Annotated in this window: 21 protein-coding genes; 13 read left to right on the top strand and 8 right to left on the bottom strand. The window is 65.7% G+C overall.

Annotated elements, in window-relative coordinates:
- Window positions 1–102 precede the first annotated feature (102 nt).
- Both EYR15_RS03580 and EYR15_RS03575 read right to left on the bottom strand, forming a co-directional pair.
- A complete protein-coding gene (locus EYR15_RS03580; protein ID WP_131001474.1) occupies window positions 103–438 on the bottom strand; it encodes a hypothetical protein in 336 nt (111 codons plus the stop codon).
- A gap of 25 nt (window positions 439–463) precedes the next feature.
- On the bottom strand, window positions 464–655 hold the full coding sequence (locus EYR15_RS03575; RefSeq protein WP_131001473.1) for a hypothetical protein: 192 nt from the start codon (window positions 653–655) through the stop codon (window positions 464–466).
- 409 nt (window positions 656–1,064) lie between these two features.
- Between EYR15_RS03575 and EYR15_RS03570 the strand changes: the two genes are divergently transcribed.
- Window positions 1,065–2,540, top strand: coding sequence for a methyl-accepting chemotaxis protein (locus EYR15_RS03570; RefSeq protein ID WP_131001622.1), 1,476 nt, complete (start codon window positions 1,065–1,067; stop codon window positions 2,538–2,540).
- A gap of 502 nt (window positions 2,541–3,042) precedes the next feature.
- Here the strand turns inward: EYR15_RS03570 and EYR15_RS03565 are convergent.
- On the bottom strand, window positions 3,043–3,549 hold the full coding sequence (locus tag EYR15_RS03565) for a MarR family winged helix-turn-helix transcriptional regulator (RefSeq protein WP_131001472.1): 507 nt from the start codon (window positions 3,547–3,549) through the stop codon (window positions 3,043–3,045).
- A gap of 151 nt (window positions 3,550–3,700) precedes the next feature.
- Between EYR15_RS03565 and EYR15_RS03560 the strand changes: the two genes are divergently transcribed.
- The 5 genes from EYR15_RS03560 to EYR15_RS17270 all read left to right on the top strand — a co-directional run bounded on the left by EYR15_RS03560 (window position 3,701) and on the right by EYR15_RS17270 (window position 9,581).
- Window positions 3,701–5,185, top strand: coding sequence for a 4-hydroxyphenylacetate 3-hydroxylase family protein (locus tag EYR15_RS03560; RefSeq protein WP_205741571.1), 1,485 nt, complete (start codon window positions 3,701–3,703; stop codon window positions 5,183–5,185).
- A gap of 7 nt (window positions 5,186–5,192) precedes the next feature.
- Entirely contained in the window at window positions 5,193–6,191 is a 999-nt protein-coding gene (locus EYR15_RS03555) for a succinylglutamate desuccinylase/aspartoacylase family protein (RefSeq protein ID WP_165455408.1), read from the top strand.
- Window positions 6,188–6,724, top strand: coding sequence for a flavin reductase family protein (locus EYR15_RS03550; RefSeq protein WP_205741570.1), 537 nt, complete (start codon window positions 6,188–6,190; stop codon window positions 6,722–6,724). Before EYR15_RS03555 ends, EYR15_RS03550 begins: the two co-directional genes overlap by 4 nt.
- Before the next feature lie 206 nt (window positions 6,725–6,930).
- The gene (locus tag EYR15_RS03545; protein ID WP_131001469.1) at window positions 6,931–7,791 is read left to right on the top strand and encodes an ABC transporter substrate-binding protein; all 861 of its coding nucleotides are present in this window, start codon (window positions 6,931–6,933) and stop codon (window positions 7,789–7,791) included.
- Window positions 7,792–7,817: 26 nt separating this feature from the next.
- Window positions 7,818–9,581 carry an amino acid ABC transporter permease/ATP-binding protein gene (locus EYR15_RS17270; RefSeq protein WP_205741569.1) on the top strand — a complete coding sequence of 588 codons (1,764 nt, stop codon included), beginning with the start codon at window positions 7,818–7,820 and terminating at the stop codon, window positions 9,579–9,581.
- 23 nt (window positions 9,582–9,604) lie between these two features.
- On the opposite strand, the gene EYR15_RS03535 is transcribed toward EYR15_RS17270, so the two are convergent.
- On the bottom strand, window positions 9,605–10,225 hold the full coding sequence (locus tag EYR15_RS03535; RefSeq protein ID WP_131001468.1) for a cupin domain-containing protein: 621 nt from the start codon (window positions 10,223–10,225) through the stop codon (window positions 9,605–9,607).
- Between the two features lie 103 nt (window positions 10,226–10,328).
- Here EYR15_RS03535 and EYR15_RS03530 point away from each other — a divergent pair, with 103 nt between their 5' ends.
- From EYR15_RS03530 to EYR15_RS03520, 3 genes are read left to right on the top strand one after another with little or no spacing between them, the layout of a single operon-like run.
- The gene (locus EYR15_RS03530) at window positions 10,329–12,422 is read left to right on the top strand and encodes a hydantoinase/oxoprolinase family protein (protein ID WP_131001467.1); all 2,094 of its coding nucleotides are present in this window, start codon (window positions 10,329–10,331) and stop codon (window positions 12,420–12,422) included.
- Complete coding sequence (locus tag EYR15_RS03525; protein WP_131001466.1) at window positions 12,419–14,194, top strand: hydantoinase B/oxoprolinase family protein; 1,776 nt, start codon at window positions 12,419–12,421, stop codon at window positions 14,192–14,194. Before EYR15_RS03530 ends, EYR15_RS03525 begins: the two co-directional genes overlap by 4 nt.
- 2 nt (window positions 14,195–14,196) lie before the next feature.
- The gene (locus EYR15_RS03520) at window positions 14,197–15,438 is read left to right on the top strand and encodes a M20/M25/M40 family metallo-hydrolase (RefSeq protein WP_131001465.1); all 1,242 of its coding nucleotides are present in this window, start codon (window positions 14,197–14,199) and stop codon (window positions 15,436–15,438) included.
- Window positions 15,439–15,532: 94 nt separating this feature from the next.
- Here EYR15_RS03520 and EYR15_RS03515 read toward each other — a convergent pair whose 3' ends face one another.
- Entirely contained in the window at window positions 15,533–16,582 is a 1,050-nt protein-coding gene (locus tag EYR15_RS03515; RefSeq protein ID WP_131001464.1) for a ketopantoate reductase family protein, read from the bottom strand.
- Window positions 16,583–16,860: 278 nt separating this feature from the next.
- On the opposite strand from EYR15_RS03515, the gene EYR15_RS03510 reads away from it, so the two are divergent.
- The 3 genes from EYR15_RS03510 to EYR15_RS03500 are packed head-to-tail and all read left to right on the top strand — an operon-like array spanning window position 16,861 to window position 20,093.
- The gene (locus tag EYR15_RS03510; protein WP_131001463.1) at window positions 16,861–17,907 is read left to right on the top strand and encodes an amino acid ABC transporter substrate-binding protein; all 1,047 of its coding nucleotides are present in this window, start codon (window positions 16,861–16,863) and stop codon (window positions 17,905–17,907) included.
- Between the two features lie 9 nt (window positions 17,908–17,916).
- On the top strand, window positions 17,917–19,041 hold the full coding sequence (locus EYR15_RS03505) for an amino acid ABC transporter permease (protein WP_245498118.1): 1,125 nt from the start codon (window positions 17,917–17,919) through the stop codon (window positions 19,039–19,041).
- Window positions 19,038–20,093, top strand: coding sequence for an amino acid ABC transporter permease (locus tag EYR15_RS03500; protein ID WP_131001461.1), 1,056 nt, complete (start codon window positions 19,038–19,040; stop codon window positions 20,091–20,093). The genes EYR15_RS03505 and EYR15_RS03500 overlap by 4 nt, the downstream gene beginning before the upstream one ends.
- A gap of 27 nt (window positions 20,094–20,120) precedes the next feature.
- On the opposite strand, the gene EYR15_RS03495 is transcribed toward EYR15_RS03500, so the two are convergent.
- The 3 genes from EYR15_RS03495 to EYR15_RS03485 all read right to left on the bottom strand — a co-directional run bounded on the left by EYR15_RS03495 (window position 20,121) and on the right by EYR15_RS03485 (window position 22,974).
- Window positions 20,121–21,068: a 2-hydroxyacid dehydrogenase gene (locus tag EYR15_RS03495; RefSeq protein ID WP_245498117.1), complete on the bottom strand. Its 948-nt coding sequence runs from the start codon at window positions 21,066–21,068 to the stop codon at window positions 20,121–20,123.
- A 21-nt stretch (window positions 21,069–21,089) separates the two neighbouring features.
- Complete coding sequence (gene ilvA, locus EYR15_RS03490; RefSeq protein WP_131001460.1) at window positions 21,090–22,604, bottom strand: threonine ammonia-lyase, biosynthetic; 1,515 nt, start codon at window positions 22,602–22,604, stop codon at window positions 21,090–21,092.
- Window positions 22,605–22,707: 103 nt separating this feature from the next.
- Window positions 22,708–22,974 (bottom strand): hypothetical protein, encoded by a 267-nt coding sequence (locus tag EYR15_RS03485; RefSeq protein WP_131001459.1) that lies wholly within the window; start codon window positions 22,972–22,974, stop codon window positions 22,708–22,710.
- A 234-nt stretch (window positions 22,975–23,208) separates the two neighbouring features.
- Here EYR15_RS03485 and EYR15_RS03480 point away from each other — a divergent pair, with 234 nt between their 5' ends.
- The gene (locus tag EYR15_RS03480) at window positions 23,209–23,724 is read left to right on the top strand and encodes a DUF3280 domain-containing protein (RefSeq protein WP_131001458.1); all 516 of its coding nucleotides are present in this window, start codon (window positions 23,209–23,211) and stop codon (window positions 23,722–23,724) included.
- The last annotated feature ends 30 nt before the right edge of the window (window positions 23,725–23,754 follow it).

The raw sequence follows: 23,754 nt of genomic DNA, 5'->3' as shown, positions 1-23,754 counted from the left end.
GCCGCCATTTTCGCCTCCACGCTCCGCGCCCCGAGGATCACCCGGCGGCGCAGCCGCCGCACTCGACACCAAGCGGCCCGAGATAAGCGGGCAGCTTGAGCGTCACCCCTTCTTCTCGCCTACCGGAAGGCTGGCGAACCATGCGGCATAAGGCGTGTTGCGCGCCATCTTTCGGTTCACGTCTGGAGCGCCGTCAGTCCACCACACCGGGCCACGTTCGCCGAGCGCCACCTTCGCTATGTCTACTCGCGCGCGCGCCTCTTTCAGCGCGGCTTCGCAGCCGTTGGCGTCCCGTACGGCTCGCCTGGCCGCCATCAGTTCCGCGACGAGGCGCGCTCGCGCGGCCGCGGGCAGGTTGGGATTACTCAGCCTCCAAAGGCGACCGTTGACCACGAAGTAACGGCCGTCCGACGTGCGCGGATGGCTATCAGCCGACATACTCGTCCTCATGGGCTTTGTCGCCTCATTCATTCGCGCCGCCGCTACTTAAAGCCTCGCCTGCGGGCGCCCCCGCTTGCTCCGTCACGGCCAGTTGCACGAGAAGCGCTTGGATCGCCTGACGTTCGCCGCCAGCCGCCAGAATCACATCGTCGACGGTGGCCTCGTCGCCCGCCACCGTTTCATCCTCGAACAGGTTTCCCGCCGCATCCGCCATGTCTCGCTCCTCCATCTGAGGGAATGGATTCCATGAGAACGGATCAAGAACAAGAGGATGGCGTAGGGGCGGAGCTGGCGATCGAGGCCGATGCACGCGTTGAACGTAGCGCCGCGACGCTCGGCGAGAGCCTGGCAATGAGATTAGTATGGCGGAGGCTGCCGCACACGCCTGATAGTCGAATGGGAGGTGAATTCGGCGGACAGCTAAAGGCAGTCGGAAGTCGGCTCGCCTCCCTGAGCAACACCGCAGCCTGACAACGCGAGGTTCCGCTGACGTCCTCCGGCTCGGTTGTTCGTTTTCTCAGGTAGAGCCGTAGCGTGCCGACTTTCACTCGCAAAGGGACCATAATTAACGCCGCAGAAACGATTTCTCGAAGACTTTAATGTTTCCCTTCGAGGTTCCCGAAATGCGACTGTTTCACAGTTCCTCCCAAGCCAAACTGGATGCGATCGACCAGTCGCAGGCGATCATCGAGTTCACGCCGCAGGGTCTGGTCGTGGACGCGAACGCCAACTTCCTCAAAGCGCTCGGCTATGGCATCGAGGAAATCCGTGGTCAGCACCACAGTATGTTCGTCGATCCTGCGGAGCGCAGCTCCGAAGCTTACGCATCGTTCTGGGCGGCTCTTGCTCGCGGAGAGTTCCAGGCTGCTGAATTTCGGCGTATCGGCAAGGGCGGCCGCGAGGTCTGGATCCGAGCCTCCTACAACCCGGTGCTCGGGCGGAACGGTAAGGTAGAATCCGTCTTCAAGATCGCCGCTGATGTCACCCAGAGGAAGATCCAAACTGCCGACGCCGAAGGCCAGATCGCGGCGATCGACAAGTCTCTCGCAGTCATCCAGTTCGCGCTCGATGGAACGATCCTCGACGCAAACGCGAACTTTCTCTCGGCGGCAGGGTACACCCTAGCCGAGGTGAAAGGCCGTCACCATTCGATGTTCGTCGAGCCCGCATATGCCGCATCCAGCGAATACGCCGAGTTTTGGGACAAACTGCGCCGTGGCGAGTTCCATTCCGGAGAGTTCAAGCGGGTGGACAAGCACGGAAAGCCGCTTTGGCTCTGCGCAACCTACAACCCAATACTGGGCGCGAACGGACGGCCCATAAAGGTCGTCAAGGCGGCGCGGAACGCGACCGAAGCGACTGAGGCGCGCCTTCGGCGCGAGGAGACTCAGCGCTCGATCAACGCCGACATCGAACAGATCAGCCGAGCAGTCGAAGGGGTGAGTGAGCAGACCTCGATCGCGGTTCAAGCTTCATCCACCACCTCGTCCAACGTCCAAGCGGTCGCGGCGGGCGCAGAAGAGTTGGCTGCTTCGGTCGGAGAGATCAGCCGGCAGGTCAGCGAGGCTTCAGCGATTTCTGGACAGGCGATGCATAAGGCCGGCGAAACCGCCAACATTGTCGAGGGGCTTTCCGAGGCCGCATCTCGGATCGGAGCTGTGATCGATCTGATCAACAGCATCGCCGGCCAGACGAACCTTCTGGCCTTGAACGCAACCATCGAAGCTGCGCGCGCAGGAGAAGCCGGCAAGGGTTTCGCAGTGGTGGCGGCGGAGGTGAAAAGCCTCGCTAACCAGACCGCAAAGGCCACTCAGGAAATCAGCGCCCAGGTCTCCGCCGTCCAGTCGTCGACGTCGAACGCAGTCAAGGCGATCAGCTCTATTGCTGACACGATCACTCAGTTGGGCAGCATTTCGTCCAGCATTTCCGCGGCTGTGCAGCAACAGTCAGCGGTAGCGCAGGAGATGGCGGGCAACATGCACACGGCATCCGAGAACGTCACGTTGATCAACCAGAACATGGTGGAGATCGCGGACGCCGCTCAAAACGCCAATGCCGCCACGCGGAACGTTCGTGAAGCATCACGCCTCATCGCGTGACAAACTAAATCCGACCGTGGAACAGGTGGCCGCGGGTCAGTGAGGAGACGCGTCTATTTGTCGACGGTCTCTCGTCTGATCCGCATGGTCGAGGCTCAGACGCGGTACGCGCGACAGCAGAGCTAACGTTCCGGCCTTGCGAAAGCTTAAGCGAGCAAGCTTTGACGTCGACCCGAGTCCCGCGATCGGCCTCTCGTAAGTGGGGAGGCCTACCTATATTTACTGCGAAACCACGACGTCGGTCGACAGCGAGGAAAAAGCGGCGCGCTTGCCAGCAAGGACCCTGCGGCAACGGTGGGACCACCGGCGCTTTCTGCGGCAGGCTTTGCACCCGAGCGTCGGGTCATCGCGGCAGCCGTCGCTGCAGCGCTGGTCACGTATTTTGATCTGAAACGCAAAAACGCCGCGCCCTGGCCGGAGCCGAGACGAGCGCGAACGATAGGTTGCTCCAGCACATTCATGAAATATCTCCCGCGGAGGACTGATCGACGACTTTGGCTGTCTAGTGTTCGGCCGCCTCTAGAGCTGGCTCACATGCCTCCAGAAGATCCTTCGTTATTTTCTGAAGCTGACTGAACTTGGCCTCGTCCACGCCCGAAAATAAGATGTCGTTAACGGTTCTTTGCCGCGACCCAAGCGCCTCAACAGATTGAAGCCCCCGCTTAGTCAGAACGATATCAATCCTGCGCCTGTCTGCGGCTATGGGTTGCTTCTGCAGAAAACCCATAGCTTCGAGTTTCTTCGTTTCTGTAACGACAAACGGCACGCTCACTCTCAAGCGCGCAGCGAGATCTTTTGTCCCTATGGCGGATCCCGGCGTTCGGCGGGCAAGCGCCATCAGCATCACGTATTGCGGCGTCGTCACGCCCATCTGACGCGCAAGCGCTTCCCTGATCTGCTGAAGCCGTGTGGCGAAATGGGTTAGGTCGTCGACCAGAGACCTGAAGGCGTCGTCGGACCCGCCAATAAGCAGCGCGGAGCGGCTAACGGTCGTCGGAGCAGCGCTCATCAGATCTCCATCAGTGCCGCACAGGGCGACCCCTGGGGCATAGCCGCGAGACCCGACCCGCTGCAACCTCACTTGCGAAAATAGCTTATTGACAAAGCTAATTCACAAAGTGAATTTCGCTAACGTGAGTGGGTGAGCCGCGGGGGCGATCATGAGATCTGGATCTGACTATCTCCGAGCCCTCGACGACGGGCGCTGCATCTTCTTGAACGGCGGCCGCATTTCCAACGTTGCCGAACACGGCGCATTCCGCGGCGCCGCCCGCTCGGTGGCAAACCTCTACGACTTCCAGGCGCGGCCGGAGAATGTCGAACGCTCGACGTTCGAGACGCCGACCGGCGCTCGCGTGAGCCGCGCCTGGCAGATGCCGACATCCTACGGCGAGCTGGTCCAGCGACGCGAAGCGCTCGTGGCATGGGCCGAACTGCACCACGGCTTCATGGGGCGCTCCCCCGACCATGTCGCGTCGACCATCGCCTGCATGGCCGCTAGCGCGGAGGTCTACCGCAGGCATGAAGGCGGCCGGGCCGACGCAGTGCTCGATTATTACGCCTATGCACGCGACCAGGACCTATATCTTTCCTACGTCATCATCGATCCGCAGGGCGACCGGTCGAAGGCGGCAAGCGAGGGTGGTAACGGCGAGGTCGCCGTCCGCATCGTCGATGAGGATCCGGGGGGCGTCACGATCCGCGGAGCGAAGATGCTCGGCACCGGCGCTGCGCTTTCCGACGAAGTCTTGGTCACGACGCTGCGGCCGCTGGGCGCGGACGAAGCTCGCTTCGCCTTCACCGCCGCCGTGCCGATCGCAGCCGCGGGCGTGAAGCTGATGTCGCGGCGCTCCTACGAGCAGGCCGCGACATCAGCCTTCGACTATCCGCTGTCGTCGCGCTTCGACGAGAACGATGCGCTGCTCTACTTCGACGACGTCAAGGTTCCGTGGGACCGGATCTTCGTACACCGCGGAGTCGCCGCCCAGCTGGCGCAATGGCATGAAGCGCCCGTGCACGCCTTCCAGAACTATCAGGCCGAGATCCGCCTAATGGTGAAGCTGCGCTTCCTGATCGGCCTTGCGCACAAGATCACCGAGACCATCGGCACGTCCAACATGCCATCGGTGCGGCAGACGCTCGGCGAACTCGCCGCCGACTGCAGCATGATCGAGGCCTTCGTCTACGGGATGGAGGCTAAGGGCTCGTTCTACGGGCCTTACTTCATGCCAGATCGCGGGCTGCTTTACGCGGCCCAAGTCCATGGACAAGCGCTTTATCCCCGGGTGATCCAGGCGCTCCGGGAGCTGTCGGGCGGCGGCGTCATCATGCTGCCGTCCTCGGTCGAGGATTTCGGCGACCCCGAGATCGCCCGCCTCATCGGCCGCACGCAGCACTCCCCCGCGTTCTCTTCGGATGAGCGCGTGCAGCTGTTCAAGCTCGCATGGGACGCGATCGGCTCTGAATTCGCCTCGCGACACGTCCAGTACGAGACCTTCTATTCCGGTCCGCGTCACGTCGTGGCCGGCATGTCCTACCGCACCTTCGACTGGGCGTGCGCCACCGGCGCCGTCGAACGGTTCTTCCAATCCTATGGCCTGGCCGAGCGTGCGCCTGACGCGCCGCTTATGGCGGCCGCCAGCTGAGGCGAACATGACGCGCGACCTTACCATCGAAGGCATTACGGCCCGTCCCGGCGAACGCGTCCGCGGCCAGATCTCCGTGCTCGAGCTCGCGGACGGATCCACCGTCCAGTTGCCGCTCGTCCTCATCAACGGGACAACGCCGGGCCCCCGCCTCTACATTGGCGCCGGCATCCACGGGGACGAGGTGACCGGCATAGCGCTCGTCAATCGCGCGCTCGCCGGAATCGACCCGCAGACGCTTTCCGGAAGTGTCGTGTGCTGTCCGGTGCAGCAGCCGCTCGCGCTGGTCGCCGATCACCGGCTGCCGATCTCGCAATATCTGAAGTCGCCGCTTGATCAGGCGCCGACCGACGCCTGGACCTGCTTCCCCGGCGACACGGACGGCAACATCGCGCAGGTCATGGCCGCCACTCTGTTCAAGCTGATCCGGCAATGCGACGCCGGGATCGACGTCCATACGCCCACGCGCGGGGGGCGCTACGTGCCGATAGCGATCCTCCCGCACATGAACCTCGGCGAAGCCGCGCAGAAGGCCGAGCGGATGGCGCATCTGCTCGGGACCGGCTGGATCATGCGCGGCGACCGCGGGATGTACGTTTCCGACGGCATCCTCTGCGTCGAGGCCACGAAGGCGGGCGTGCCATGCCTCACCTTCGAGATCGCGGAGGGCGGACGCCTTGAGGAGGACCAGGTCGCGATCGGCGCTCAATGCGTGACCAACCTGCTCATCGGGCTCGGCATGATCGAGGGAAATCCGGTTCCGCCGCCGCAGAGCCATGTCATGCGCGAGTTCATCGGGCTGCGCGCGAACCGGGGTGGCTTGCTCGTCGCGGAGGCGCCACTCGGCGCGGCGGTGAAAGCCGGCGATGTCCTGTGCCGAATCCTCAACGTCTATGGCGATGAGGTGGAAACGGTGACAGCGCCGCAGGACGCCCTTCTCGTGCGGTCCACCACCCTTGGCAGCGTTTCCAAGGGCGAGCGGGTCGCGACGCTCGGGCTGCTGTGACGGCGCTCTGCGAAGGCTCAGCTATCGAAGTTGAACCGAGCGCCTTCCGGCTGGCCGCCGGCTGCTTCCCCACTGGCGTTTCGATCGTCACCGCAGAAGACGAGCAAGGCGAAAGGGTCGGCGTCACCGCGAATTCATTCGTCTCGGTGTCGCTGCAGCCGCCGCTCGTCTCCGTCGCACTGGCGCGGTCGCTCGCCAGCATTCCGGTGTTTGAGCGGGCGAGCCACTTCGCGATCAGCGTGCTCGGCGAGGGCGACGAGACGCTGGCCGCGCGCTTCGCGAGCCGAGGCGCGAATAAATGGTCCGACACACTATGGGAGCCTGGGCTTCGGGGCGCACCGCTCATCGAGGGCGCCGTCGCCACATTTGAGTGTGAGCGCTACGCTCTGCATGACGGTGGCGACCATAGGATCCTGCTCGGTCGCGTGATCAGCCTCGCCTCCGCTCCAACGCTCCGCCCCCTAATCTTCCATCGCGGGGCCTTCGCGCGCCTCGCCGCGCCTCTCCCGCGGGAGCAGCGCCCCGGCGCCTAGCTGTCAGGCAGGCGCCGCAGAAAGCGGCGCGTCTCTGCTGTCGCCGATTCAGATTCTTCATGAACCCGCCCGGCAACAGGTGGCACGCCACTTGCTTTACTTGCATAGCATGCAAGACGCTTGCGTCGAATGGTGAGCCGACCGGCTTCGTTGGGCCGGGCCTCGCTACCGACTGGTCATATCGGGCGCTAAGGGGAGTTCGAACCATGGCATTCAAGAACGGCATTCTGACTGCAGTCGGCATCCTTGCAGCCCATCTTGCGCTGTCTGGCGTCGCCAACGCCCAGACGTGTGAGCCCGCGAAGCTGTCCGAAAAGTATCCGAGCCTCGTCGGCAAAACGATCAAGATCGGGGCGGACCCGCAGACCCCGCCTTACGTCATGCGGGACAAGAGCAATTTCGAGAACGTCATCGGCATCGACGCCGATCTCGCTCGCGCCACCTTCGACTGCGCCGGCCTGAAGTACGAATTCGTGCTCGGTGGCTGGTCGGGTCTGCTGCCCGCAGTTATGGCGGGCCAGATCGACGTCATGTGGGACAATCTCTACTACAAGCCCGCCCGCGCAAAGACCGTCGACTTCGTGGTCTATATGAAGGCCGGCACCGGCGCTCTCGTGCCCGCGGGCAATCCCAAGAAGGTCGCGAGCATCGAGGATTTCTGCGGTAAGACGGTCGCCTTCGGCCTCGGCAGCGTCGAGGAGCAGGCGACCCGCAAGCAGGACGAGGCGTGCAAGGCGGCCGGCAAGGACGCCGTGACGATGATGCCGTTCCAGGATCTGGCCGCCGGCATGCGCCAGCTCGAGAGCGGGCGTTCGGACATCCTGCTCTGGGACCTCGGCTTCGCCGACGCCTCGGTGAAGGACGCCCCGACCAAATACGCCCGCGCCTTCGCGATCATCAGCGGCCTCACCATCGGCGCCGCCACGGCGAACGGCAACGCCGACCTCATTAAGGTGATCCACGACGGGCTGACCGTGCTCCAGTCCAAGGGCGAGCAGGCCGCGATCTTCACCAGGTACGGCGTCGACCCTTCCACCGCGATCCCGGCCGAGGTGAAGCTCGACTGACGAGTCAGGGCGGCGGGACCTCGTCGATGCAGATCATCCGTACGTCATCGCGCGCGATCGCCGTCGCCATCCTCGCGCTCGCCTTCCTGGCGTCTACTGCTGAGGCTCAGGCGCAGGTCTCGGCCGCTCTGCAGGAGCTCTCCGGAGAGGCGGACGCGGCCGCCGCGGTCGAGCAGCACTGGATCTGGGAATTCTTCTCCTACGCCGCGTCCGAGTTCCTATGGGTCGGCGCCTGGACCGCGGTGAAGATCACCGCGCTTTCTATGGCGATCGGCCTTGTGCTCGGGCTCGGCCTCGCCCTGATGCGGCTGTCGCGCCTGTTCGTCGTGCGCGCGGCCGCATGGTTCTACATCTGGATCGTGCGCGGCACGCCGCAGCTTCTGCAGCTCGTCTTCATCTATGACGCGCTGCCCTATATCGGCCTGAAGTTCGACAGCTTCACCACGGCCGTCATCGGCTTCGCGCTCAACCAGGCGGCCTTTAGCGCGGAGATCATCCGCGGCGGCATCCTGTCCGTGAACAAGGCGCAGTCGACTGCCGCTACCGCGCTCGGCATGGGGCCGGTGCTCACCCTGCGCCGGATCGTGCTGCCGCAGGCAATGCGCTCGATCCTCCCTGGCGTCGGCAACGACACGATCAGCATGCTCAAGCTGACCTCGATCGCGTCCATCATCTTCGTCAATGAACTGACGTTCCGCGCCCAGCAGATCGTCGGGCAAAACTTCCGGTTCTTCACGGTCTTCGCCGCTGCGGGCCTGATCTACCTGATCCTCACGAGCGCGATCTCGATCGCTCAAAGCTGGGCCGAGGCGCGCTTCGATCTCGAGCGCGAGCGCCGCCCGCGCGGCGAGACGCTGCGGCGCATGTTCGGCTTCAGGTTGAACGAGAAGCCGGGCGAGGACGTCCCTGCGCCGAAGCCGCTCGCCGTTTCGCCTGCCGACGCTCACGTCTCGGATGACGACGTGTTCCGCAGCCTCGCCACCTCCGCCGGCGGGATCGCGAAGCGTGGCGAGCCCTTTGTCGTCTGCCGCAACGTGCAGAAATCCTATGGCGACCGCGTCGTCCTGAACGGGATCGACATGACAGTCGCCCGCGGCGAGGTCGTGGTGCTGCTGGGGCCGAGCGGCTCGGGCAAGAGCACGTTCCTTCGCACGATCAATCATCTCGAGCCGGTCGACTGGGGCGAGATCACCGTCGATGGCCGCCATGTCGGCTACGCGCCGCTGCCCGGCGGAGGACTGAAGCCGACACGCGCGCTGGCCAAGGCGCGGGCGGACGCTCGGATCGGCATGGTCTTCCAGCACTTCAACCTGTTCAACCATCTGAGCGCGTTGGAGAACGTCATCGAGGCGCCGATCCGCGTGTTCGGCATAGCCCCGGAGGCGGCCCGCGCTCTCGGATTAAGGCTGTTGGGAGAAGTCGGCCTCGCCGGGCATGCGGATCACCTGCCGCACCGGCTGTCAGGCGGGCAGCAGCAGCGCGTCGCGATCGCCCGCGCGCTCGCGATCTCGCCCAAGCTCATGCTATTCGACGAGCCGACCTCGGCGCTCGACCCCGAACTGGTCGGCGAGGTGCTGCAGGTCATGCGCAAGCTCGCTTCCGCCGGCATGACGATGATCGTGGTCACCCACGAGATTCGCTTCGCCCGCGAGGTCGCCGACCGCGTCGTCTTCATGGACGAGGGCGTGATCGTTGAGCAGGGACCTCCGTCAGAGGTGATCGACAATCCAAGCCAGGATCGCACGCGGCGGTTCCTGCGGGTGGTAGAGCGCGCGGAGACGGCCTCATGACGCCCCGCGCAGCTCCCACTCCATCAGAACGTGGGCGGCGTGTTGATCCAGAGCACGCGGCAGTTCCGCTCGCCATGGGCCCGGTAACTGTGCGGGCGCGACGAGCTGAAGAAGAAGCTGTGGCCGACGGCCAGTTGGTGGCGCTCTCCCTCCACGAAGAGCTCGAGCTTGCCTTCGAGGACGTATCCCACCTCTTCGCCCGCATGCTCGAAGGGCCCGCAGAGCGGGCCGCCTCCGGGCAATTCGAGCAGAAGCCCCTCCAGCATCCTTTCCGCTCCGAACGGAGTCAACGTTTCGCACAGGCTCCCGTCGCCTTCGCCCGCGCGGCCGTGGGACGTGCGCGGCCGGTCGTCTGGACCATAGGTCGTGCAGACGCGTTGCTCGACCGGATCGACCAGCGCGGAGACGTTGACGGTGAGCGCCTTGCAGATCCGGTGGATCGTGCTGAGCGAAGGCGTGACCAGATCGTTCTCGATCCGCGAGACCAGGCTTTCCGAGCAGCCGGCGCGGGTCGCGAGGTCCTTCAGCCGCAAGCCCTGCAACTGGCGCAGGTGCCTGACGCGGGGGCCAATCGGAATTGGGCGAGCAGCCTGGCTTACCGCGTCCGGTTCGGCCGCGTCCTGCTGAGCGCTTCTTCTGACCATGCGTCTCACGCTTCCGCTCGACTCGACATTTCTCACCTTAGATCAGCCTGCTTGCACCACGCGCAAGCGACTTGCGACGGCCCCTGGGCCGGAAGGAGACGGCATGCGGTTATCCATTGACGTCGGGGGCACGTTCACCGACCTCGTCGTCGACCGCTCCACGGGAGCGGCTGAGATCTTCAAGGCGCCAACCACCTATCCCGACCCGATCGACGGCATCCTCGCCGCCGTCGCGCTCGCGGCGGAGGCGCAGGGGGCGGACGTCGAGAGCTTCCTCGGCGACGTCGAGGTGCTGTTCCATTCCACGACCCGCGCTATCAACGCCGTGATCACGGGGCAGGCGGCGCGCACCGCGCTGCTCGCCACGGAGGGCCACCCGGACATCCTTCTCATTCGCGAGGGCGGCCGCACGGATCCTTTCAACTACCGGATCAGCTATCCCGCGCCCTACATCCCGCGTGCGCTCACCTTCGAGATTCCAGGCCGCATCCTGGCGGACGGCGGCGAGCACGCCACGCTCGACGAAGCCGCCGTCCTGTCGGTGATCGAGAGCCTGAAGGCGAAGAAGGTCGAGGCGGTGGCTGTCTCGCTGCTGTGGTCGATCGTCAACCCGGCGCACGAACTGCGTGTCGGCGAGTTGCTCGCCGAGCATCTGCCGGACGTGCCCTTCACGCTTGCGCATCAGCTCAATCCAACCGTGCGCGAATATCGCCGCACCTCGTCATGCGCGATCGACGCTTCGCTGAAGCCGATCATGAGCGCTTACCTCCGCGCGTTGAAACAACGGCTCGGCGCGCGCGGCTTGAAAGGCCAGATCTTCGCCGTCACTTCGCAGGGCGGACTGGTCGACGTCGAGGAGCTCGCCGAACGGCCGATCCTTGCGCTCAACTCGGGGCCGTCGATGGCGCCGGTCGCGGGGCGCTATTTCGCCAAGCTGCAGGGGGTGAGCACGGCGATCGTCACCGACGCTGGCGGCACCACCTATGACGTCAGCCTCGTGCGCGGCGGAGCGCTGCCCCGCACCCGGGAGACCTGGCTAGGACCCGTCTATCAGGGTCATCTGACGGGCTTCCCGTCCGTCGACGTGAAGAGCGTCGGCGCAGGCGGCGGCTCGATCGCCTCCGTTGAAGGCGGGCTGCTGCGCGTCGGCCCTGAGAGCGCCCGATCCGACCCCGGCCCGGTCTGCTATGGCCGCGGCGGAACGCGGCCGACGGTGACCGACGCCGCCGTAGTTCTCGGCTATATCGACCCGAACTTCTTCCTCGGCGGACAGATGGGGCTTGCGGTCGAGGCCGCGCGCGCCGCGATCGAAAGCGATGTAGCGATTCCCTTGGGACTGGGCGTTGAGGACGCGGCTCTCGCCATCGTCGATCTCGCCACCGAAAGCATGGTGCATGCGATCGAGGACATTACCGTCAAGCAAGGCGTCGATCCCGAAGACGCGGTGATAATCGGCGGCGGCGGGGCCGCGGGCATCAACGCCGTGCTGATCGCGCGGCGGCTCGGCTGCCGATCGATCCTGTTCCCCGATGTCGGCGCGGCCTTGAGCGCCGCCGGCGCGATGATGTCGGAGCTGACCTCCGAATTTTCTCAGGTGGTCTTCATGAAGACGGGCGCTTTCGACGCGGCGGGCGCCCAGGGGATCGTCGCGGGGCTCAAGAAGCGGGCGGAGACGTTCTTCGCCTCCGCCGGCGGAAGGGCACGCGACCGCCGCATCGATCTCGCGATCGAAGGACGCTACCCCAGCCAGGTCTGGGAGATTGATGTCGCCATTGACGAGACCATGCTCGCTGCGGAAGACGCAGCCCAGCTCCTCGTGGCCGCGTTCCACGCCCGCCACGAGGAGCTGTTCGGCTTCCGGGACGACGGCGACGACGTGGAGATCATGGGCTGGACAGCGCTCGCGCGGTGCCGTCTCGCGGACGAAAGCGCCATACGGCTGCCGTCGAGTTCGGGCGCGGCCGGCGGACAATCGCGGAGCATGGCGTTCCGCGAGACCGGCCGCATCGACGCGCCCGCATATCGCCTTGAGGCGCTCGACGTCGCCGCGATCGTCACAGGCCCGGCGGTCGTCGAAAGCAACTTCACGACCGTCGTGCTCGCTCCCGGTTCGCGCGCAAGCAAAACGGCCGAAGGCGGCTTGATCGTCGAGCCATTCGTCCAGTCCGTCGTCCGTCTTCGGGAGTTCGCCGCGTGACCGCCCTCGAAAAACCCGCAGCCGCCGGCTTCGACGGCGTCAAGCTCGCCATCATGCAGAAGCGCTTTGACGGGGTGACCCGTAAGATGGCGAACACGCTGCTGCGCACCGCCCGCTCCGGCGTCATCAACACCGCGCGCGATTTTTCCTGCGCGCTGGTGACGGCGGATTGCGAGCTGTTGACCGCCGCCGACAGCTACCCAATCCATGTAATCGGGGGCGCGGACCTGATGGCCCGGGCGATGCTGGACCTCCATCCGGAGCTGCAACCCGGCGACGCCTTCCTTCACAACTCGCCCTATCACGGCAACAGCCACGCCGCGGACCACACGATCCTCGTGCCGGTGTTCGACGATGACGGCGTCCATCGATTCACGGTGCTCGCCAAGGCCCATCAGGCCGATTGCGGCAACTCGCTGCCCACCACCTATATGGGCCTCGCCCGCGACGTCTACGCGGAAGGCGCGCTGATCTTCCCTGCGGTCAAGGTGCAGACCGGCTACAGGGACATCGCCGACATCATCAACATGTGCCTGATGCGCATCCGCGTTCCGGATCAATGGCGCGGCGACTACCTCGCGATGGTGGGCGCGGCGCGCATCGGCGAGCGCGAGATCATCCGCATGGGGCGAGAGCTCGGCTGGGACACGCTATCCGCCCACGCCCGCGACTGGTTCGACCTCTCCGAGAAGCGGATGATCGACGTCATCGGGACGATGCGCTCAGGACAAGCGCGCGCGACCTGCGTGCACGATCCGCTGCCCGGCACCCCGGAGGGGGGCATTCCCGCGACCGCCGACGTGACCGTCCACGCCGAAGCCGGCCGCATCGCCGTTGACATGACCGACAACATCGACTGCGTGCCTGTCGGCGTGAACCTCTCGCACGCCTGCGCCCGCACGGCCGCCCTCGTCGGTGTGCTGAACAGCCTGCCGACCCCCGTCATCCCAAACGCTGGGACGCTGCGGCGGATAGACGTGACGCTGCGTGAGAACTGCTGCGTCGGCATCCCGCGCCACCCGGTCTCGACCTCTGTCGCGACAACCAACCTCGGCGATCGCGTCACGAACGCCGTGCAGCGCGCTCTGGCCCAGATCGACCCTAATGTCGGCATGGCCGAAGGCGGCGCCGGTCTGCCACCGGCCGCGGGCGTCATCTCAGGCAAGGATCCCCGCAACGGCCACGCCTTCATCAACGAGGTCATCCTCGCCGCCGGCGGCGGGCCGGGCACGCCGGTGCAGGACGGATGGTTATCGCTGTTCTGCATGGGCAACGCCGGCATGCCGTTCTACGACAGCGTCGAGATCGACGAGATGCTGCACCCGATGCTGGTCGAGCGTCGCTCGATCGCCCCGGACAGCGAGGGCGCCGGCGCCTTCCGCGGCGCGCCGGGCATCCGCACGGAGTTCCGCCCGGTCGGGTGCGACTTTGAGCTCGGCTTCGTCAGCGACGGCACTGTCAATCCCGCCCAGGGCGCCTGCGGCGGCCATTCTTCGATCTCCGCGCGGCAGTTCCTCGAAGCGGATGACGGGACGATCACGCCCCTCGGTACCGCTGAGCAGATTAAGGTTCGGGCCGACCAGAAGGTGGTGTCGCTCTCGAACGGCGGCGGCGGCTATGGCGATCCGGCGACGCGCGATCCCGAGCGGGTGCGAGTCGACGTGGCCGAGGGCCTCGTCAGCCGCGAACGAGCCGAAGCGGTTTACAAGGTCGCGCTGACCGCCGATCTCGCCGTGGATGCGTCTGCGACGACAGCCTTGCGAGCGGCGTGACTATGGACGCGGAAAATCAGCTTCAGGCCGCCTGCTTGCCGTCGGATCGCCTCGACGTCGTCGAGTTGACGAAGCGCCTGCTCCGCGCCCGCAGCGAAACGCCTCCGGGGGACACCAACGGTCCCGCGGACGTGATCGCCTCCGCTGTCGAACAGATAGACGGTGTCGAGGTGGAGCGCATCCGAGGCGCGGATCACGTGGCGAACCTCGTCCTGCGCGTGCGCGGCGGAAGACCGGGCAAACGGCTCGTCTTCAACGGTCATCTCGATACCTATCCCCTGGGATCCGGGTGGACGACCGATCCCGACGGAGAGGAGCGCGACGGCAAGCTGTATGGCCTCGGCGTCTCCGACATGAAAGGCGGCGTCGCGGCTATCGTGGTCGCGCTCGCCCGTCTGGCGGCGAAGAGGGAGCAACTGGCGGGCGAGATCGTCGCGACCTTTGCGGGCGATGAGGAGACGATGGGCGTGCTCGGGACGAAGCTGCTGCTGGACATTGTTCCGTACGCGCGCGGCGACGCGATGATCAGCGCCGACGTCGGCTCGCCCGGCGTCCTCCGCTTTGGCGAAAAAGGCATGATCTGGCTGACGCTAAAGGCCACTGGCAAGGCTGCCCACGCGGCTCATGTCCACCGCGGCGACAGCGCCATCGAGAAACTCGTCGACGTGATCCAGCGGCTGAAGGCCCTGCGCGACCTTCCCGTGAACGCGCCGGAGGAGGTGACGCGCGCCATCGTCGAGAGCGCGCCAGTTTCCGAGGCGCTTTCGGGCGCGGGAGAGAGCCATACCCTCGGCCACGTCACCGTCACGTTCAGCACAATCCGAGGTGGCCGTCTTAGCAACCTGATCCCCGACGAAGCGGAAGCCACCGCCGACATCCGGCTTCCCGTCGGCATCTCGGTTGCGCAGGTGGAGGATGAAATCCGGCGCATCGTGACGGTCCCTGACATCGCGGTCGAGTACATCCGCCGTTACGAACCGAACTGGACCGCGCCTGACGACCCCGTCGTCGAAGCGGTGAGCGCCGCCTGCGTAGCCGTCCTCGGCGAGCGCCCCGCGCGAACAATGCGGGTGGGCGCCTCGGACGCGCGCCACTACCGATATGCTCGTATTCCTACAGTCACCTGCGGGCTCACGCCGAATAACATGGGCGGCGCGGACGAGCATGTCGATCTTAGGGAACTTCAGGCTATTGTCAGCATCCTAAAGGAAAGTGCTGAAATATACCTGTCTGCGACGCCCTGACCCTCGCCGCCGGAAGGATACCGTGGCAGCCGCGGCGCGCCGGACATGACGTCCGCCGCACCGCAACTGCCGGTTCATGCGATAGCGGGCTCGGTCAGCCCGCCACGATGCTTTCGTCCAGCTTCTTGTCGACGGTCTCGACCGTGCGGTCGATCTCCACGTTCGGCATGCCGAGCTGATGCGAGACCAGCTTCACCAGCAGGTCGACGCGCTCGATGAACGGCGCGCCGCTGGCGACTGCGCGGGCCGCCGAGGAGGGCTTCAGCAGGCTCTCCGCCGCCTTGGCGTATTTCTCGAACGGCACCTGATCCTGCGGATCGGCGCCCAGCCGGCGGGCGATCGAATCCACGTGCTCGTAGATCGCGCGCGAAGCCTCGACGTCCGTGTGCACCGCGTCGCGGATCGACTGCGGCTCGCCAAGCGTAATGCAGCGATAATTGCCGGTCAGAAGCATCGACCACTTGGCCAGGGGCACGAACAGCGAGTCGAACACCTTGAGCTTCACCGGGACGTCCTTGCCGTCCAGCGTCACGGCGTCGATGTCCGCCTCGAGCTCGCGAAGCAGCTGGTTGTGGGCTTCGCTCTCGAAGGTGGCGGCCTTGAAGTTCGTCGGCAGGCCGACGTGGAGCACGTTGGCGCCCTCGTCCGGCGGGCGGAACGCCTGCGGGTCCGGCGAGCAGAGCGACATGACGCCCGGTTCGAACCGCTCCCAGACCTGGGCGTTCGTGAAGGCCTCTTCGAGGTCCATGCCCTCGAGGCCGGGGATGCGCTTGAGATAGGGCAGCGGCGGCATGTTCATGATCGACAGGCAAGGCAGCTTCGCCTCGGCGATCTTGATCATCAGCACGCGGATGGTGTGGTTGGTGTATTGCGGCTCCTGCATCGCAAGACCGACCAGGTCGTAACGCGATACGTCGACGTGTTCGGGGGGCGTCGCATCCAGTTTCCCAGGCAGGTCGCGCGAGAAGATCGAGCGATGCTCCGTTTCGTCGCGCAGCTTGATGCGAACCTCGGTGCCGGCGCTGTTGATGAGATCGGCAGTCTTCTGCCGGCAAACCAGGGTCACGTTGTGACCGGCCATCAACAACTTCGTTGCCAGCAGCGAGCCGTAAGAAGCTCCAAGAATTAGAATGCTGCGCGCCATATGTTTATCCAAACCCGACCAGAACTATCCCGCCTTCCTATCGCAATGAGATAGGGATTACAACGACGTAGCCGCTTTCACTTTAGGCTTTCATCAGCGCGAAGTTCTAGAGCACGCTGAGGTTTTCTCGGCCAGCCTCCTTATGACGCAGCCTGTCGTCGGCGACTGTCGGATGCTGAAACTGCTGACGAAATTCCGCGGAGGGATGCGGCTCTTTGCGAGCCATGCGAGGATGACGAAGCGTCGGCCGTTGAGCCGGACGTCAGGAGGCGAACGAAATGGTTGGACGAGGCTCGCCGACAGTTTGGACGGTCCGAGGCCTGGTCGCGACCGTCCTGCTGCTCGCGACAGCGCTCGTTTCCTCCGCGGCGAAGGCCGGCCCGACGCTGGACGCCATTCACAAGCGTGGCTTCATCAAGGCCGGCGTGGGCTCGCAGCCCGGCTTCTTCGCGCCCGATGGCGCGGGTCGCTGGCAGGGCTTCTGGATCGATATCGGCCGCGCCATCGCGATCACCGCGCTCGGCGACCCGGAGAAGATCGAGTTCGTCTCGTCCTCGCCCCAGCAGCGCCTGCCTGCGCTGAAATCCGGCGAGTTCGACATCCTCCTCTCAGGGGCGACGCAGACGATCACGCGCGCGACGCAGCAGGGCTTCCATTTCGGACCCGTGGCCTTCTACGACGGGCAGGGTCTTCTCGTGCCGAAGGCGGCTGGCGTGTCGAGCGGCAAGGACCTCGACGGGGCGACGGTCTGCATCCAGACGGGCACGACCGGCGAGCAGAACATCGCCGATTTCTTCCGGAAGAACGGCGCGACCTTCAAGCCCCTGACCATCGAGGACACCGGCGAATTCCTCAAGGCGCTCGAGGCGAACCGTTGCGACGCGCTCACCCAGGACGGCTCCGACCTCGGCATCAAGCGCACGCAGCTTCGCAACCCGGACGACTACGTCCTTCTGCCCGAGCGCATCTCCAAGGAGCCGCTCGCCCCTGCCGTGCGGTGGGGCGACGATCGATGGCTCGAACTCGTCAACTGGAGCGTTTACGCGCTGATCCAGGCGGAGGAGTTCGGGATCACCTCCGCGAACGTGGACCAGTTCCTGGAAAACCCTGACCCGTCCATCCGCCGTTTCCTCGGCGTCGATGCGAGCGTGGGAACAGCGGCGGGGGTCGACCCGAAGTTCGCGTACAAGATCGTCAAGACGCTCGGGAATTACGGCGAGGTCTTCGACCGCAATGTCGGGCCAGAGACGAGGATCGGCTTCGAACGGGGGCTGAACCGACTCTGGACCCAAGGCGGATTGCTTTACGCGCCGCCGTTCCGCTGACGGCGCATCGTGCTTCGCCATCGCCTGGGCCCTCGGCCTTTTCTGCAATTCGCCATCCTGCTGATCGCCGCCGTCGTGCTGTTCGCCGCCGGCGCGACCGTGCTGTCCAACATGGCGAGGCTCGGCCTGACGCCGGGCTTCGGCTTCCTTGGGCAGCCCGCGAGCTTTGAGATCGGCGAGTCTCCGATCGCCTATCGCGCTGGCCACCTCTACGCCCGCGCGCTCCTTGCGGGCTTGGTCAACACCATCCTGGTCTCCGCTTTCGGCTGCGTGCTGGCCACCGTGTTCGGGACGTTCATCGGGCTCGCCCGGCTCTCCCGCAATCTACTGCTCTCGGGTCTGGCGCAGGGTTTCGTCGAGATCGCCCGCAACACGCCCCTTCTGCTGCAGCTGTTCTTCTGGACCGCCGCGGCACATGCTCTGCCGACAGCGCGCCATGCCCTGCAGCCGCTCTCAGGCGTCTTTCTAAGCAACCGCGGCGTCTATCTCCCGTGGGTCGCGCTGGAAGGACCGTCCGGCGCCGCGTTCGCGGCGTGCGTGACGGCCGCGATCGTCCTGCCACTTCTGTCGCTCTTCACGGAGCGCCGAGGCGTTCTGCTCGGCCTCGCGGGCGCGTCCGGCATGGCCGCCTGCGGCCTCTTGGTCTTTGGCGCGCCGGGGATCGGCCTCGACCTGCCTCGTCTGCGGGGCTTCAACATCGCTGGGGGCGTCAGCGTCTCGCCGGAATTCGCCGCGTTGCTCGCCGGCCTGACCGTCCACGCCTCGGCGCAGGTCGCCGAAATCGTTCGCGCGGGCGTGCAGTCGATCCCCGCAGGCCAGTGGGAGGCGTCCGAGGCGCTGGGCATGTCGCGGGGCGCGACGCTCCGCCTCGTCGTTCTGCCCCAGGCTCTACGGGTGATCGTCCCGTTGCTGACATCGACCTATCTCGACCTCGTCAAGAATTCGAGCCTGGCGGTCGCGATCGGCTTCCCGGACTTCGTGAGCGTGGCCAATACGGCCGCCAACCAGTCCGGGCACGCGATCGAGGCGCTGACGCTGGTCATCGCCGCTTATCTGACGCTGAACCTCTCGTTTTCCTTCGCGATGAACCGTTACGACGCCTCGCTCGCCCGTCGGGGCTACGCCCGGCCGTGAGCGAGGACGGCCTGATCCGCCGCCTCTGGGCCGGCCTGTTCGGCGGCTGGGCGAACGCCGCCCTGACCTCGGCGCTGCTGGTCGGCGCTTGGTTTGCGCTCGAGCCCATCATCCGCTGGGCGCTGATCGACGCGACCTGGACGGGCGACGCAAAGGCCTGCGCGGAGCAAGACGGCGCATGCTGGGCCTTCGTCGGCGCCAAGCTGCGCTTCATCCTCTTCGCGTTTTATCCCTTCGACGAGCACTGGCGCGCGGCCGCCGCTCTGGCGCTGCTGCTGACGCTTCTTGTGCTCCTGGCGACGCCGCGCTTCTGGTCGGCATGGCTGGCGCCGCTCTCGCTCGTCTTGCTCGCCGGCGCCTGCGTCCTGCTCGGCGGCTGGCCGGGCGCAACGGACGTTCCATCCTCGCAATGGGGCGGCCTGCCGCTGTCGCTCCTCGTTACGATCGCAAGCCTGTCGTTGGGCTTCCCGATCGGGCTCGCTTTGGCGCTCGGCCGGAGGTCCGACCTTCCGGTCCCGCGCTGGCTCTGCGCCGCCTATATCGAACTTGTCCGAGGCACGCCCCTCATCGCCGTGCTCTATCTCGCGATGCTGGCCATGCCGCTTGCGCTTCCGCCGGGCATCGAACTCGACAAGCTCGTCCGGGGGCTGATCGCGATGGCCCTGTTCTTCGCGGCCTATTTCGCGGAGATTATCCGCGCCGGGCTGCAGGGCCTCCCCGACAGCCAGACGGAGGCGGCGCTCGCGCTCGGCTTCAGCCGGATCGGCGCCCTGCGCCATGTCGTCCTGCCTCAGGCGCTGCGGGCGGTTATGCCGGCTTTGGTGACGCTCGCCATCGGCGTTCTTCAGAGCACTACGCTTCTCGCGGCGATCGGGATCTTCGACCTGCTGAACGCCTCGCGCGCGGCGGCGAACGACCCGGCATGGCTCGGCTTCTACGACGAGGCCTATGCGTTCGCGGCGCTCATCTATTTCGCTCTGTGCTTCGGCGCGTCGCGTTACGGCGTCTGGCTGGAGAAGCGCCTGAACCGCGCCTCCGAGGGCGTCCGGTAGACTGTCATCGACCTGATCGCGTGAGGCTCAATATCCCCGCGTGAGGTCGACGTGTCCCGGTATTCTACCGGTCAGGCGAAAGTCGCGGACACTCGAGGCGACCACCGCTGCCGCTGTGGCGTGGTCCGTCGGCGCCGTGATGTGCGGAAGTACGGTGACGTTGGGGTGAGCCCAGAACGGCGAGGCCTGATCGAGCGGCTCTTTGTCGAACACGTCGAGCACTGCGTGCGACAGCTTTTCCTCGTCGAGCGCCCTGATCAGATCCGCAGCCACTACGATCGGTCCGCGGCCGAAATTGATCAGCGCGGCGTCGGGCTTCATCTCGGCGAGGCGTCGAGCGTCTAGCAAGTCTCGCGTCGCCGCCGTCAGCGGCAAGAGGCACACCACGACGTCGCTTTTCGAGAGAAGCGCCGCGAGACCTTCGTCTCCGGTGAATGTCTCGACCCCCGGAAGGGCCTTCGGCGAGCGGCTCCAGCCGGCGACGCGGAACCCTGCGTCGAGAAGCCGGGCAGCCGCGGCGGCGCCTAGCGCCCCAAGGCCGAGCAGGCCCACAATCATGCTTTCGGGTTTGCGATAAGGCAGAGGGGCCCATCTATGCTCGCGCTGCTGGCGCGCATAGGCCGGCATGTCGCGCTGCAGGTAATGCGTCCAGGCGAGCACGGCCTCCGCCATGACCCGGCCCATCGACGGATCGACCAGCCGCACGATCGGAGGCGCGCCGGGTCCAAGTTCGCTCACGAGCCGCTCGACGCCGGCCCACAGGCTGTGCACGAAGGCGAGCTTGGGCAGCGCCGCGATGTCCGAGGGATCTGGATTCGCGACGATCGCGATCTCCGCCCGCTGACGCGCCTCGTCGCCGAGCGCGCGGAACGGCGTCACCGTCTCCGCCGGCATTGCGAGACGGAGCGCGTCGAGCCACGAGGCCTCCTCCTCCGCATCCATGCGGCCAGCGAATACGAGCGGTTCGGGTGTCATTTCTGGCAATCCCGACTCCCGTCAGGTCGCGGCCAGGAACATCTGGTAGGCCGCGTTCTGCGACTCGTCCTCATAGGGATAGCCGAGGCCTGCGATCTTCTCGTCGAACCGCGCCCGGTCGGCGGCGGGCACCTGGAGCCCGACCAGCACTCGGCCGTAATCGGCCCCATGATTGCGGTAGTGGAACAGGGTGATCGACCAATCGGTCCCGACCGCCTCGAGGAACCGGAGCAGCGCGCCGGGGCGCTCCGGAAACTCGCAGCGGAGCACGATCTCGTCGGCGATCTTCGGCGGATGGCCGCCGACCATGTAGCGGATGTGCAGCTTGGCGGTCTCGTCCGCGCTGATGTCGAGCACCTGATAGCCGGCAGCCTCCATGCTGGCGATCAGCTCCGGCTTCTCCCGCGCGGCGTCGCCAAGCTTCAGGCCGACGAACACGTGAGCGGCCGAACTCGCGGCGTAGCGATAGTTGAATTCGGTGATCGTCCGGCCGCCGATCATCTCGATGAAGCGACGATAGCTGCCGCGCTCCTCGGGGATGCTGACGGCGAGCAGGATCTCGCGGGTCTCGCCGACCTCGGCGCGTTCGGCGACATGGCGGAGCCGGTCGAAGTTCATGTTGGCGCCGCTGTTGATCGCGATGAGCGCGCCGCGCACCTCCTTGTGCTCGGCGGCGTAGGCCTTGAGGCCTGCGAGCGACAGCGCGCCCGCGGGCTCCGCCAGCACGCGCGTGTCCTCGAAGATGTCCTTGACCGCCGCGCACATCGCGTCGGTATCGGCGGTGATCACGCCGTCGAGCAGCTCGCGGCAGATGCGAAACGTCTCCTCGCCCGCCTGACGCACGGCGACGCCGTCCGCGAACAGGCCGACGCGCGGAAGCACCACGCGCTCGTCGGCCTCGATCGCGGCCTTCATGGAGGCGGCGTCGGCGGGTTCGACGCCGATGACCTTCACGTAAGGCCGGAGATATTTGATGTAGGACGCAATGCCCGCCGCGAGCCCGCCGCCGCCGATCGGCACGAACACGGCCTCGATCGGCCCCGGATGATCCTGCAGGATCTCGACCGCGATCGTGCCCTGGCCCGCGATGACGTCCGGATCGTCATAGGGGTGGATGAACGTCATGCCGCGCTCGGCGCCGAGCACGCGGGCGAAGGCGTAGGCGTCGTCGAACGTGTCGCCGTGAAGCAGGACCTCGCCGCCGAGATGGCGCACGGCGTCGATCTTGATCAGCGGCGTGGTGACCGGCATCACGATCAGCGCTTCGACGCCGAGTCGCTGCGCTGAGAGCGCCACGCCCTGCGCGTGGTTGCCGGCCGAGGCGCAGACCACGCCGGCGCGGCGATCTTCTTCCGAGAGCCGCGCGATGCGGTTGTAGGCGCCGCGGATCTTGAACGAGAAGACCGGCTGCAGGTCTTCCCGTTTCAGCAGCACGTCCCGGCCGAGCCGCGCCCCCAGCCGGACCATGCGGTCGAGGGGGGTATGCGCCGCCACGTCGTAGACGCGGGCGTCGAGAATCTCACGAACGTAATCCATGGCGAACGGCTCCTCCGCTCGGCCTTAAGCGAACGCGGCGTGTCTCCCAAGCGAAAACCCTGCGCCTCGGGTGGTTTAACGCAGAATTCGGAAGGCTAAGGCGCTAGCTCAGCTTGCCTGCGGGCCTGTCGGCGTTGAGCTGCCCGCCGAGATTGTCGACGAGATCGCGCAGAACTGAAATGAGGTCCTCCAGCTGCTTTGCGGTGGCGACCAGTTGAACGGCGTCGCTGGTCCGCATCGCCGGATCCAGGGCGTATTCGATCCGGACCATTCCCGCCGCGCCGTCGGTCATGGCGGCGGTCTCGTAGCCGACGATCGGATTGATCGCGAGCCCGCCGCCCGCATGTCGCTTCCAGTCACTCAGCGCCACTTCGCAAGATCCCGTCGATTGAACACTGGCGACGCTAATCAGGCATGGCGCCCCGCGGCAAGCGTGTGAGCGTCCGCGTCGGTCTGCGGCCAGCGTGCGCGCGGATTGTCGGTCCGCTGCAGAGGTAGGCGGGAACCTCGGGCCGGCCTCGACCCTTCTCATCTCAACATGAAGGCGAGATTTCGATCGCTCGATCACGACTAGGGGTCGGTAAGACCAATGAGGAGTACGGACATGTTAAACGGATACGGGAGAGCGCTTGGAGTCCTGCTGGTCGCTGCGGCGCTCGGCGCAGGACCGGTGAGCGCGGAACAGCCGAAGACCCTCGCTCTGCTGACCAGCCACCTGCAGAACGATCATGAGCAATACGAGCCGACCACCGACGCGGAACGCGGCCGGATGGCGAAGATCATGCAGATCTTCAGGGATCAGCTCGAAGCGTCGGGCAAGTACAAGTTCGTCCAGATCAATCCCGACGTCCAAGCAAGGATCGACAAGGACCAGACGATGGGATCGTGCGGCGGCTGCGAGATCCGATATGGCGCGGAGCTCGGCGCAGAGCAGGTCGCATGGATCGAGGTTCAAAAGGTCTCGAACCTGATCCTGAACATCAACGTCTACATAAAGGACGTAAAGACCGATAAACTGTTCTTCGTGAAGAGCGTCGACATCCGCGGCAACACGGATGAGAGCTGGGAGCATTCGATGAAGTATCTCATCAAGCACTACATGCTTCAGCCGAAAGCCTGAAGGTCCGCGGGCGCTTGGATATAGCGGCGC

This window comes from Hansschlegelia quercus (assembly GCF_004310425.1).
GTDB classification, from domain to species: Bacteria; Pseudomonadota; Alphaproteobacteria; order Rhizobiales; family Methylopilaceae; genus Methylopila; species Methylopila quercus.
The sequence above is the reverse complement of the archived record's forward strand: the minus strand, read 5'-3'. Positions and strand labels throughout refer to the sequence as shown.